At 39.3% G+C, this 12,974-nt stretch carries 12 protein-coding genes; 5 read left to right on the top strand and 7 right to left on the bottom strand.

Going from position 1 to position 12,974, the window contains the following annotated elements; genetic code table 11:
* Positions 1-228: 228 nt before the first annotated feature.
* A complete protein-coding gene (locus AWT60_RS04110) occupies positions 229-444 on the top strand; it encodes a hypothetical protein (protein ID WP_046310797.1) in 216 nt (71 codons plus the stop codon).
* Between the two features lie 139 nt (positions 445-583).
* Here AWT60_RS04110 and AWT60_RS04105 read toward each other — a convergent pair whose 3' ends face one another.
* Positions 584-1,015 carry a hypothetical protein gene (locus AWT60_RS04105; protein WP_046310795.1) on the bottom strand — a complete coding sequence of 144 codons (432 nt, stop codon included), beginning with the start codon at positions 1,013-1,015 and terminating at the stop codon, positions 584-586.
* Positions 1,016-1,330: 315 nt separating this feature from the next.
* Here AWT60_RS04105 and AWT60_RS04100 point away from each other — a divergent pair, with 315 nt between their 5' ends.
* The gene (locus AWT60_RS04100) at positions 1,331-1,792 is read left to right on the top strand and encodes a YkyB family protein (RefSeq protein WP_008356877.1); all 462 of its coding nucleotides are present in this window, start codon (positions 1,331-1,333) and stop codon (positions 1,790-1,792) included.
* A 37-nt stretch (positions 1,793-1,829) separates the two neighbouring features.
* Here the strand turns inward: AWT60_RS04100 and AWT60_RS04095 are convergent, their stop codons facing one another.
* The 3 genes from AWT60_RS04095 to AWT60_RS04085 all read right to left on the bottom strand — a co-directional run bounded on the left by AWT60_RS04095 (position 1,830) and on the right by AWT60_RS04085 (position 4,787).
* Positions 1,830-2,738 (bottom strand): chemotaxis protein, encoded by a 909-nt coding sequence (locus tag AWT60_RS04095; RefSeq protein ID WP_024424709.1) that lies wholly within the window; start codon positions 2,736-2,738, stop codon positions 1,830-1,832.
* Between the two features lie 73 nt (positions 2,739-2,811).
* Entirely contained in the window at positions 2,812-4,122 is a 1,311-nt protein-coding gene (locus AWT60_RS04090) for an MFS transporter (RefSeq protein ID WP_024424708.1), read from the bottom strand.
* Positions 4,123-4,247: 125 nt separating this feature from the next.
* The gene (locus AWT60_RS04085; RefSeq protein ID WP_024424707.1) at positions 4,248-4,787 is read right to left on the bottom strand and encodes an RDD family protein; all 540 of its coding nucleotides are present in this window, start codon (positions 4,785-4,787) and stop codon (positions 4,248-4,250) included.
* 300 nt (positions 4,788-5,087) lie between these two features.
* Here AWT60_RS04085 and AWT60_RS04080 point away from each other — a divergent pair, with 300 nt between their 5' ends.
* Positions 5,088-5,240, top strand: a complete 153-nt coding sequence (locus tag AWT60_RS04080) for a hypothetical protein (RefSeq protein ID WP_162842519.1) — start codon at positions 5,088-5,090, stop codon at positions 5,238-5,240.
* A gap of 64 nt (positions 5,241-5,304) precedes the next feature.
* On the opposite strand, the gene AWT60_RS04075 is transcribed toward AWT60_RS04080, so the two are convergent.
* On the bottom strand, positions 5,305-6,189 hold the full coding sequence (locus AWT60_RS04075; RefSeq protein WP_025092345.1) for a cation diffusion facilitator family transporter: 885 nt from the start codon (positions 6,187-6,189) through the stop codon (positions 5,305-5,307).
* 293 nt (positions 6,190-6,482) lie between these two features.
* Between AWT60_RS04075 and AWT60_RS04070 the strand changes: the two genes are divergently transcribed.
* Positions 6,483-7,652 carry an aminotransferase A gene (locus tag AWT60_RS04070; protein WP_024424705.1) on the top strand — a complete coding sequence of 390 codons (1,170 nt, stop codon included), beginning with the start codon at positions 6,483-6,485 and terminating at the stop codon, positions 7,650-7,652.
* Positions 7,653-7,677: 25 nt separating this feature from the next.
* On the opposite strand, the gene AWT60_RS04065 is transcribed toward AWT60_RS04070, so the two are convergent.
* Together AWT60_RS04065 and AWT60_RS04060 are read right to left on the bottom strand one after the other, a co-directional pair.
* Positions 7,678-9,507, bottom strand: coding sequence for a PAS domain-containing sensor histidine kinase (locus AWT60_RS04065; RefSeq protein WP_218676923.1), 1,830 nt, complete (start codon positions 9,505-9,507; stop codon positions 7,678-7,680).
* 156 nt (positions 9,508-9,663) lie between these two features.
* Entirely contained in the window at positions 9,664-11,790 is a 2,127-nt protein-coding gene (locus tag AWT60_RS04060) for a peptidoglycan D,D-transpeptidase FtsI family protein (protein WP_218676922.1), read from the bottom strand.
* A gap of 337 nt (positions 11,791-12,127) precedes the next feature.
* Here AWT60_RS04060 and AWT60_RS04055 point away from each other — a divergent pair, with 337 nt between their 5' ends.
* Positions 12,128-12,928 carry a CAP domain-containing protein gene (locus AWT60_RS04055; RefSeq protein ID WP_041108781.1) on the top strand — a complete coding sequence of 267 codons (801 nt, stop codon included), beginning with the start codon at positions 12,128-12,130 and terminating at the stop codon, positions 12,926-12,928.
* Positions 12,929-12,974: the final 46 nt, after the last annotated feature.

Below are 12,974 nucleotides of genomic sequence, written 5' to 3'. Positions count from 1 at the left end.
TGGGGTTTGTCTACGGTCTGGGACTTTCTTTATAAAGAAAGTCTTTTTTTCATTTTTATCATATCTTGCAGCACTAAACCCTCCATCGATATAGTATCTCTCGTTATGTTGATCCCTTTTTTTGGGTTTTTATATAACAAAAATGTGTATAAAATTACAACATTTTTAATAAAACCCCTTTACATTTGGAAGTTTTATAGTAGTATAGTCAGGTTGGAGGTGAAAGAAATGCTAAAAAGCTACTATTTTATTCATACAAAAGATCAACAGGGACAATTTGTTGTACATACAGAAGATTGTGCATTTTTAGGTGATGCTGCAAGCCGAACGTTGATTGGCCTGCATATGAATGGTGAAAGCGCCATTGAAGAAGCCAAACAATTGACGAATGAAGCTGATTTTAATGGATGTTTCTATTGCGCTTATTCTATTCATACAAAATAAAACATGATGTTATGTTTGTCTTACATATGATAAATCTGCAGTCATCTAAACCTATTTAACTTTAATTTGTAAAATAAAAATTCTCCCTATTAAAGGGAGAATGAATTATATATATTAGTTATTAACTTTTATGAGGTTTCTAACGTTTTTTTATATTAATTGTTTTAGATTGTACATACCCTAGATCTTTACCATTCTTACTAGATAAATCGACATGTACAACAGCTTCATATCCTCTATGTTTGTATTCTGGTAGATTTAAGCTTAATTTTTTCAGCGGGGTTTTATATTTAAAACTCCCTCTTTCAAATTTTGCGGTATATGTATAGAGTCCGATTGGGGACAAATGAGCATCATATCTTAGTTCACCACATTTACCATTTTGTTCAATTGTAAAATCAACAGTTTTAGCTTTTTTAGAATAATTGGTAGCATCTGTCCATACTCTTACCTTACATGTAGATTTAGCAAAATAAGGGGTTTGCCAATTGCTAGTAGCAGCTGATGCATCGATAGAAAAAAAGATTGATACACATAAAAATACAAACGATATTACTAGTCTTAACTTCATAAAATCACCCTTTTTTTTAAATATATAGAAATTATATAATATTATTACATTTTGATCAACAATTCTTTCTGAATTACAATATACCAAAACGTTTTCAAAATTATTTATTCAATTTTCATATTATAAATAATTTTTTCGTATTTAATCCCATTTTGTTTCTATAATAAACATCAAAGTCATGTTCATAATTTAAAAAAAATGCCGACCAAGTCCAATACATATATCACTTTTAACCATAACCCTATTTGCAATTTACTAATAAAAACGTATAATTTATACTAAGCACAGGAAGACGAAAGACAAAGGAGAGAAAAAATGGACGATTATGCTCATACTAAAGACATAGAACCTACAGCAGAAAACATCGCAAAAGCCATTTATACTGTTAACCGCCATGCTAAAACCGCACCAAACCCCAAGTTTCTTTATCTTTTGAAAAAACGCGCGCTGCAAAAACTATTGCAAGAAGGTAAAGGAAGAAAAGTGGGCCTACATTTCTCTAACAATCCCAAGTATAGTCAACAACAGTCCGACGTGCTGATTGAAATTGGAGATTATTATTTTCACCTGCCACCAACGAAAGAAGACTTCGAATTTTTGCCACACTTAGGAAATTTAAATCAATCATATCGCAATCCGAAAGCGAATATGTCATTAAACCGAGCAAAGCAAATACTTCAAACGTATGTCGGTTTAAAAGAAAAACCTGCCGCCACAAAACAAAAATCACATTACACAAAGCCCGTCTTCAAACGTCTCGGGGAAAGTTATTTTTAAACAGAAAAAAACCACTCATACCGAGTGGTTTTTTAGTTTAGATAATAAAATGATCGACTTTTTCAATCAGCTGATGAATTTCTGGTTTACTGATTTGATCATCCGCCCCGATCGTTTCCCCTTTATGACGCAAATCTTCAGTGATTAACGAAGAGAAAATAAGAATCGGAATGGAATTTGTTAAAGGATTGTCCTTCAGCAGTTTTGTTAGCCGGTGGCCATCCATTTTAGGCATTTCAATATCCGTAATAATCATATCAATTTCTTCTGTGACACTGATTCCTTTGCTGACAAGGTCCATGACATGATCATATGCTTGTTTGCCATCTTCAAAGGTCACAATGTTTTTATAGCCTGCTTCGGTTAATTCATTTGTTAATAAACGCATGAGAAGCGGAGAATCTTCAACGACATACAGTTTCTTCCCTGTTCTTCTCTCGTCTTTCTCACCGTCAAACATATGATACGTATCAACACCAGAAGCGGATTCAATATCATAAATGATTTTTTCGTAATCTGGAAGGAAAATCATTTTTTCATCAAGCTTAATGATGCCCGTTAAATGACGGTCCATCCCTTGATTGAGTGCAGTCGGCTTCTCAATCTCTTCCCAGCTGACGCGGTGAATTTGTGATACCGTTCCTGTATGGAACACAAATTTCCGTTGGTTGAATTCAGTCACAATATATTTCTCTTGTTCTGACTGATCTGACTCGACATTAAAAAAGGAAAATAGATTGATGACTGGTAAAATCTCGCCTCGTAAACTAATCATCCCTTCTACATCTTGGTGAGAGTGCGGTACAACCGTCACCTCAACCGGCTGAATGATTTCTCTAACTTTCATGACGTTAATGCCAAATTGATTTGCACCAATTTCAAACTTCACAATTTCCAATTCATTGGTACCAGAGTCAAGTAAAATTTCTTGTTTGTTTAAAGCCACGGAAATCCCTCTATTCTTCAATATAAGATTGTACTTTTTATATCGGCAGCATAGGTAAAAAGTTGACGTTTCTTTACGCTTTCTCTCGAACGAATTGATGAATCACAAGTCCTATCGCTGCAAGGATGAGCAAAGACCCTAGTGCAAGGCGGCTTGCGAGATTTCCGTGCTCTGCAAACAGCAGGGTAACTGAGCCATAAATGATCGGCCCGATAATGGAAGATACCTTCCCTGAGAACGCAAAGAGGCCAAAAAACTGTCCTCGCTTTTCCTTCGGTGTCAGTTCAATAATCAAGATTCGTGATGCCCCCCAGCTTGCGCCAAGTGAAATCCCGAATAAACTGCCCGCTATCCAGAAGACCCATTCGGTTGCCGCTGTCACAGCCAGAATGAGCGCCACAATCAAAATGACATACACGACTGTAATCGATCGCTTTGCCCCTATCGCTTTTGTGATATAACCAAACAGAAAGGAGCCAATGATACTTGAAATGGTCGACACAAGATAGAGCAAAATAAATTGCCCAGCAGTAAAGCCAATGATGATTTTGGCATAAACAGCCATCATCGCAATCGCTGTTTGTAAAGCATCATTCATAAAAAAGAAAGCAATCATAAAGATAAAAGCTGGCTTGTACTTTTTCATCTCTTTAAACGTGTGAATAATCTCTTTATACCCGCTGAAAAAAGACGCCTTTTTCTCTCGCTGAGGCAGCGGATGAGGATCTTTTACAAAAAAGAGAAAGGGTAGAAAAAAGAGAAGGAATAAAAGAGCTGTCGGAATAAATGCTTCATGAAACTGGTCATTGCCGACAAGTAAATAAACAGAGAGACCGACAAGTGTTCCTAAATAGCCGACGGCGATACCAAATCCTGAAATAAGCGGGATTTCTTCCTTTGTCCCAAGATCGGGCAAAATGGTGTCATAGAAAACAAGACTAGAATGATAAAAAAACTTTGCGATCACAAACAAGGTGACCACGACTAATAAAGAAACAGGCAGCCCAAACCATTCACTTGAGAAATCAATCCCAGCAAAAATCCCCATCATCAACGTACAAGCAATACATATGAACGTAAACACCGTAATGTAGCGTTTCTTTTTCCCTGTACGATCAATCAGCACTCCGTATAAAGGTGTAAAAATGACGAGAAAAAAGCTGGCTAGTGCGTTTGCATAAGAAATAAAGGTGCTGGCGATCTGGTCCATTCTCGCACTGTCCCCGATCGTTTCCTGCAAGTAAAATGGGAAGAAAATGGTGATCATATTTGATGAAAAGATCGTATTTGCAAAATCATACAACGCCCAGGCCAGCACAGGTGCTGTCAAAAACAGCCCAAAGCCTGCCCCTTTTTTCTGTGCGGTCTTTTTTCCTGTTCTCAATCAATTGTCTCCCTTCCCTGCCTCATTTTTCACTATCATTCTATTTTATGTGCTGTTTCCCTCTTCCATACGAGCGATCTATGAAAAAAAGCACCTCTTACCATATAGCAGAGGTGCTTTTTTCATTATTTCTTCACAACAATGGTACTTGCAATCAAATCGTGAAGTGCTTGTTTTTTTTCTGTGAAGAAAGCAATGATATAGCCAATATATAAGATCGGAGACAAAAAGCCTTTTGCAAAGAAGCGGCCAGTTGCACGGCCAAATGTGACCTTTTCGCCTGTGACTTTTGTTACTTTGATGCCGAGAGCCATCTTTCCAAGTGTTCCTTGCAATTTTGATGATTCCATGATGGCGTAATAAAGCCATGTCACCACGGTACCCATCAAGATTGCCCCTATATAGAAAAAGATCAGTCCCATAATAGCTTCCCACTCCTCATCCGTTATGACGGTTGAAGAATAGTAATAACTGTCGTCATCCATCATCATTGCTGCCTCTGGGCTTGAGATAAAAAAGACTGACGCCAAAATAAACATGATAAATGCAATTGGTACACCGATAATGATACCGTCCAAAAGGTGTGCAAGAAAACGATAGCCTACACCTGCTAGCTCAGGATGCTTCTTTTCTTGAATGTGTGGTTCTGTTATGTTGGTTTCCATCCTATTTCTCCTTTATTATGTATGTTTTCTATAAATTTCTTATAATCATCCGTTATTATATCCTATGAATATAGCAAGATCAATGGAGCTTTACACTTTTACATACATTTTAGATCAGTTTGATCTAAGCGATTTATGTGAATAAATACTGAAAATTTGTGAAAAACATGGCACTTCTAGTTCTTTTACTCCTGATTTTTTAACATTTTGTGATATTTTCGTCTTGTTTCCATTCTTCTGTTGACAATGATTCTTCAAATGGTACAATAGTCAAGGATTTTTTAAAGAAAGGTGTTCATGATGGGAACTGTCGTATTATTAAAGAACAACGAAATGACTGTAATTGAAGATATTTGCGAGGCTGACTTTTTAGATATGAAGCATGGTTTGTCAAATGATGACACAGCTTATATCTCTTGGTATGAAGACTACGATACTGCTTATGGATATTGATTTCATTTCATAGATGAAGCGTAAAAAAAGGCGATACAACCTGAGAATAGGTTGATCGCCTTTTTTACGTTTGTGCGCTTCTTTCACTTTCAGGTTCCACATGAATAAAGATTTGTGCATGCGGAAATTCCAGCTGAATCTTCTCTTCAATTCGATCACATAATTGGTGAACATCTTCAATCGTTGTCTTTCCATCTACAATCAAATGAAAATCAATATATTCCTCGGCACCAGACCGCCTTGTTCGAAAGTCATGATATTCAATAAATTCTTGACTAAATCCTTGAATGATCGCTTCGATTGATTGTTCTTCCTCTGGTGTTAACCGAGCATCAACAAGCGGGGGGAAGGCTTCCTTCATGAGTTTAAACGCTTCACGCATAATAAAGAGGGCCAGAACCATTCCAATGATCGGATCTAGGAAATACCAGTCGGTTAATGCCACAAGCAATAAACTAAATGCCACCCCTAATGACGTAAACACATCCGTTAAAAGATGCAGTGCATTTGATTTCATGGCAACTGAATGTACTCGCTCAGCCTCTTTGTTCACAATCCTCGATACAACAAAATTGATGAGCGCACCTAGCAGCATGACCACAATGCCAAGCACAGGCAGCTTGACTGGCTCTGGATGCATTAATTTGTGAACACATTCGTATATAATCCAAATGCCAGCAACGAAAATCAGCAGTGTCTCAATCGTTCCAGAAATATTTTCGACTTTTCCATGTCCATAAGGATGTTTAGAATCTGCTGGCTTTCTTGAAATACGAACAGAAATAAATGCAATAAACGATGCCATTAAATCGAGAAACGAATGAATGGCTTCTGATAAAACCGCGACAGATCCGGTTAATAGACCCACAATGATTTTTAAGATGACAACAAATGTGTTGCTCAGCACGGATAGAAACGCGATTTTCGATGTCTTCGCTGATTGTTCCATCTATCGTCCTCCTTTAGGAGATCGTATGTCTATGAAAGCAATTCCCATGACCCTGATTCTCACGTTCTTTCAGTTTACGCAGTTTTGCCGTTTTCTAATCATCTTCATCACAGCCTGTATTTTCTCTTGAGGTTACGCTATAATAAATGTTGCTCTTTCTTTAATATATCACTCATGCGGTGATGGATAGGAGAATAGACTACATATAACGATATCCAGTGCCTTTCGCAGGTGACATTTATGCAGTGAATGGTAAAATAGGATAAAAACATAAATTTTTAAGGTGATGAGAAATGGAGCATTTGCTGAATCCAAGAGTAAAGGATATTGAAATTTCAGGCATTCGAACATTTTCAAATCTCGTATCGTCATATGAAGATGTCGTTTCATTGACGATAGGCCAGCCCGATTTTTATACGCCGCATCATGTCAAAACAGCTGCCAAAGCAGCCATTGACGAGAATTACACCTCATACACTCACAATGCTGGTTTCCTAGAGCTAAGACAAGCGATCCAGCATTATATCAAGAAGAAAGTGAATCTTGATTATGATGCAGAGTCAGAAATCATTGTGACGACAGGTGCAAGTCAAGCAATCGATGCTGCGTTTCGAACCATTTTAACAGAAGGCGATGAGGTCATTTTACCTGGACCTGTATACCCCGGATATGAACCGATCATTCGAATGTGCGGTGCCATGCCCGTACATATTGACACAACGAATGCCGGCTTTAAATTGAATGCCAAGCTGATTGAGGATGCGCTAACGGAAAAGACAAAGTGTGTGGTTCTTCCTTACCCTTCAAACCCGACTGGTGTCACGCTTTCAGAAGAAGAATTGAAAGAAATTGCCCAGCTCCTTGAAGGAAAAGACATCTTTATTTTATCCGATGAAATCTACAGCGAGCTGACATTTGACCGGCCGCATCATTCAATTGCCTCTTTCTTAAAAGAACAGACCATTGTCATCAATGGACTGTCTAAATCTCATAGCATGACTGGATGGAGAATTGGATTTTTATTTGCTTCAGCTCCAATTGCTAAACATGTATTAAAAGTACATCAATATAACGTGTCTTGTGCCTCGGCTGTCTCACAAAAGGCGGCACTTGAAGCTGTGACAAATGGTGTGGATGATGCACTGATCATGAGAGAGCAATATAAGAAAAGACTCGATTATGTATATGATCGGCTCATTTCTATGGGGCTTCCGGTGATTAAACCTTCTGGCGCTTTCTATATTTTTCCATCCATTGAATCGTTTGGGATGAGTTCCTTTGATTTTTGCATGGAGCTGTTAGAAAGTACAAGACTTGCGGTCGTACCAGGCTCTGCTTTCTCTCCACTCGGCGAAGGGTATGTGCGCCTGTCTTACGCTTATTCACTTGAAACGCTGAAAGAAGGACTTGACCGGCTAGAACAATTTGTACTCGAAAAACGTTCTATTCATTCGCTAGATTGAAACAACGGCTCTCTTGCCGTTGTTTTTATTTTGCAGGAAACATGATGTGAAATACGGTGCCCTTTTCAGGCTGACTATCCACACGGATCGTCCCGTTATGATTTTCTAAAATATTAAATGTGACCATGAGGCCAAGTCCTGTTCCTTTTTCCTTTGTGGTTAAAAAGGGCTCTCCAATCCGCTTCATCACCGATTCAGGAATGCCGATCCCTTCATCACGAATCGTGACAAGTATTCCATCACCTTCTGCTTTGGCTGTGATGTCTACCTTTCCTCCGTCCGGCATGGATTCTACGGCATTTTTGATTAAATTGATAAACACTTGCTTGAGCTGATTTTGATCTCCGTTCATCAGGAGACCCTCCTCTATCTCACTTGTGTTCATTAAAATGCCATTTAAGTTCGCTTGTGTTTCTAACAAGGCTGTGACTTCGCTGATGATTTTTTTCAAATCCAGCGTCTGCATTGAGGAGGTTTGCTGCGGTTTCGCCAGCATTAGCAGCTCACTCAAGATAATTTCTATTCGGCTCAGCTCAGAGAAAACAATCTCGAAGTATTGATCGCGATCTTTTGTTTTCGGTTTAATGAGCTGTAAAAAGCCTTTGATGGCGGTCAATGGGTTTCTGATTTCATGTGCAATGCCAGCCGCCAATTGGCCTGCAATCGATAATTTTTCAGAGCGGAGCATGAGCTCTTCTGTCTGCTTACGTTCGGAGATATCTCTTAAAATAATTTGAACCGCTGTTTCTCCAAAAAATGTAGTTGGGATACAGACCATTTCTGTATAAATCAGCTTATGTTTAAACGTATGACAGCTCATTGTGACAATCTCAGAATCTGATGCTCTTTCAATAATACGTGATAAACTCTTTTTGACCTTTTGCTGATCACAGGAATGAATTTGATGAAAGATATCCTTTCCTATTAATTTATCGTAATGCTCGGCTTCAAATAATTTAATGCCAGATTCATTCATAAACACCCATTTGTGATCATGGATGACCGCAATCGTATCAATGGAATTTTGAATGAGCAGCTGATACCTCTCCCGGCTTTTTTGAAGAACGGTTTGAAACTTTTTACGGGATGAGATGTCCACGAGCAGTAAAAGCTCTGCCCGCTGATTTTGATAAATCGTCGGTGATGACTTTACCTCAATATGAATACTACTCCCATCTTGACGCTTCCATATCTGTTCAATCATTCCGACTGGAAGGCCTTGCTGCAGCCTTGTTATTCGGCTTCTGACAATATCATGGTACTCTTCAGCAATAAAATCAAACGCGGACTTGCCGATCATGTCATCTCTTGCACTTACCCCCATTAATTGCAGCATCGCATCATTCGCATACACAATTTTCCCTAAAATCGTAATACATAACGGATTTGGCAGCATGGCAATCAATTGTTCAGCTTCACCGACATTTTGGAAAGCCGGCAGACTGCCTAACGACTGTTCTGCTACGTTTGATGTTGTTTGAAATGCTGCTTTTTGGGGCTCAGTATCCAGCACCCTCATTTTCAGGATCATTTCTCTACTTACTTCGTTGTCTAACCCATCACAAGCAACAAAATCAATGCTTGCTTCGATCCATACAGCTGTCAGATCACTTCTTAGCAGTCTAAAGTGGCAAACCTCTAGCATGTGCTGATTGTAAAAATAACTTTCGACGAGAAATTGATCTTCGGTATGAACAAAGTCTTTCAAAAAACACCCTAGTAAATCCTTTTGTTCATAGAGCAAAAGCTGCTTACAGTTGGAAGAAATGTAGAGAAAGCGGCCATTAGAAGAAAGAACGGCATGTAAATCGATGTTCGAATACAATTGATTCGAATCTTTCATTTGTTGTTCCATCGTCGTCCGACCCTCCTTTTCATTTTTTAGGGTTGTCCTTAGATTGATGTATAAAAAAGATTCGCTAGAAAACCCGTATTTTCCTTCTGTCATCGAGGGAAACGTCCATATTTTCAGCAAAAAGGGAGCACTTTCTGCTGCTGTGCTCCCTGCGGTTTATTGTTTTTCATATTTCTTTTGTAATTCAACGTACTTATCCACAATTTTACTTGGGATGTTTTTAATAACAGGATCCTTATCTGAGACATAAGGTGTCACGACACTAAACGCCACCTTTGGATTAGAAGAAGGATAATATCCTCCAAAGGTTAAGTTGTACGTTGAATTTCCCCACCAGCTGCGGTTGGCACCATAGTAGAACGTTTGCGCTGTACCTGTTTTTCCCGCGACATCATGCTGACCAAACCGGCCAGCAGCAGTTCCGCCTGTTGATGTGACCATTTTCAGTCCCGTTTTTACGCGGTCAATATCTGCTTTCGAGTTGTTAATCGTATTCAGCACCTTCGGCTCATATTTTTTTACGACTGGGCCTACTTCATCCTTCTTCGTTGGAAGATGAACACTTTTCACTACTCTTGGCTGAATACGGCTGCCTCCATTGGCGATCGTTGACATGTATTGCGCCACTTGAAGCGGTGTATACGTGTCGTACTGACCAATTGCTTCATCAAGCAAGAGTCCGCCGACCGTCTTAGGATGCGTCTGCATCCCGCTTGATTCCTGCGGCAGATCGATCCCCGTTTTCACGCCAAGACCGAATTGCGCATAGTAGTTTCTCATTTTTTGTAAGTGCTCAGGCCTTGCCGGTAACGGACCATCCTTTTGATAGGTGATGCCCGCCATTCTCATCGCTACTTGGAACATGTAGACGTTGGAACTTTTTTGGAGTGCTTGAATGTCGTTAACCCATCCAAGATCTTTGTAAGACCGCTTCGGTTTTCCATTACTTCCTGCAAAGTAGAGCGGTGTATCCATATAGGCTTGGTTGTGTGACATTCCGTCTTGATAACCAGAGAGGACAGTGGCTCCTTTGACAACAGAGCCCATTTCGTACTGGGTCGTAAATGTTCCGATTGCATAATCTGTGACGTCTCTGCCGTCCATTTTCTTGCCTGACATCGCGAGAACATCCCCTGTGTGAGGGTCCATCATGACGACAAAGGCACGATCCATCATATAGTTTCTCGCGCTGGCAGATCTAAGCTCTGATTCAACGATTTTGTCGACTTCCTTTTGCAGCTCCATATCAAATGTCAGCGCAAGATCAAGTCCTCTTCGTCCTTCTGTCCGCTTGATTTCATCGAGCAGCTTCCCGCCAACCTGTGTATATTGAACGGTCGCTTTCTCTGGGTTTAGAAAATCCTCGTATTGATATTCTAAATAGCTCTTCCCTACCCGGTCATTTCGCGAGTAGCCTCTTGCCATATAGTAATCTTCACGCTCTTTAATGATTCCTTGCTCTGGTGTAGTCACACCGCCAAGTACATTATAAAGGGTCTTTTCATACGGATATTTTCTTGTCCAGTCGTTGATGACGTTCACACCAGGCAGTTCATCAAGATGCTCTGAGACAAGTGAAATTTCTTCATATGTCAGGCTTACGGATGAAGTTTGTTTTGATTCTTTCGTTTCATCGAGTAAAGCCACTTTTTCGTCCCCTTTTTTCTCTTCGTTTGGGTTCATTGCCTTCACGATTTGGGGCTCAAAGGCATATCCGCCTGTAAATCTACGGTAGATCGCTGCAACAGCTTTTTCCTCTGCATCCTTTTCGATCGCTTTGACTTCTTTCTTTGGGACACGCTCTACTTGAAGCGGATAGACATCCTTTGCATCGATATCTTTTTTCTCCGCTTTTGAAATGAGTTTATCCGCTTCTTTCGGATGGCTCGCCAGCCAAAAATCTCGAATGTCACGCTCTCTCAAAAAATCAGTATCCATTTTTATATAAGTCGCAAGTTTTCTTGCTACCTTAATCTTATCCTTCGCTTTCACACCGCTTTCTGATGTATAAACGATGGCAGGTACACTTTCGTTATCAACGACGACTCTTCCTCTCGCGTCATACATTTTTCCTCTTGGAGACGGGTATGATGCTGTTTTGACCTCTGTTCGGTTGGCTTGCTTTTTATAATCTTCACCATTGACGATTTGCAGCACACCCAGCTTGATCACAAGTCCAGCAAATAAACTAAATACAGCGAAGAAAAAGAGATTAATTCTCCAGGCGTTCCGGCGCTTGATTTTTTTTTGCTCGGCAGCACCTTGATGCTGTTTCTCTCCCACTTATGTAGCTCCTCTCATCCTTTTCAATCTTTTACAATTACCACTCATTATTGTAACACTTTTGTAATAGTTGTTACAGCGAAACGAGTGAAAAAAAGCTGTCAATCCCTAATCTGCAAAAAAATATACTAACACTTTAAAATATTGGTATGTTTATGTCGTTTTCTTTAAATGGAAGAATTCCCTATCCTTTGATATGAAGCGGCTCTTACGATGACTTTAACAAAAATGACAAACTTGCATTGTCAATGGAGGATGCTGGTACGTTTATAACAAAAAGTCCATGTTATGATTTTTTGTGAGAAAACAAAACAAAGATTTTAGGAGGAGTTACAATATGAAGAAGAAATCATTCTTTTTTTCAGCGCTGACAGCTGCTGCACTCATCACGTTCACTGGAGGACATTCAGCTGATGCGAAGGAGCTTAACCTGAAACAAGTAATAAATGTACAGCATCAAGCCATTGATCTTCATACACTAGCAGCAAAATTACATATCTCTTCAGATGTAAACAAGCTAAGCAAGTCGAATCAAAAAGAGATCGAAGCTCTATTAAACAAACTGATCAAAAGCGGTCAACCTGTTACAGGAACAAAAGTAGTAAAAGAAGTAAACAAAGCAAAACAAGAACAAAAACAAGAATCAGTGAAAAAACCAACTGCTTCTAAACCAAGCACTCCAGCAAAAGAAAATACAAACAACAACAGCAACACAAAAGCTGACCAAAAAGACACAACGGCATCAAAAGCAGACAGCAGCTTAAATGCATTTGAAAAAGAAGTGGTTGAGCTTACAAATAAAGAGCGTGCAAAACAAGGCTTAAAGGCCCTTTCTGTTGATTCTAAATTAAGCAAATCTGCTCGCGCAAAATCTCAAGATATGAAAGATAAAAACTATTTCTCTCATACAAGCCCAACTTATGGATCTCCATTTGATCAAATGAAGCAATTCGGTATCACTTACAAATCAGCAGGTGAAAACATTGCCCAAGGTCAAAAATCTCCTCAAGAAGTTGTGACAGCATGGATGAACAGTGAAGGCCACAGAGCGAACATTTTAAACAAAAGCTACACACATATCGGTGTTGGTTATGTGAAATCTGGCAACTACTGGACGCAGCAATTCATCGGAAAATAATATCAAGAAAACCTGTCCCTATTTGGGACAGGTTTTTAGTTTGTTT

The sequence above is a fragment of the Bacillus sp. F2HM genome (assembly GCF_019266135.1).
Taxonomy (GTDB): Bacteria; Bacillota; Bacilli; order Bacillales; family Bacillaceae; genus Bacillus; species Bacillus safensis.
This window is presented reverse-complemented; position numbering and strand designations above follow the sequence as displayed.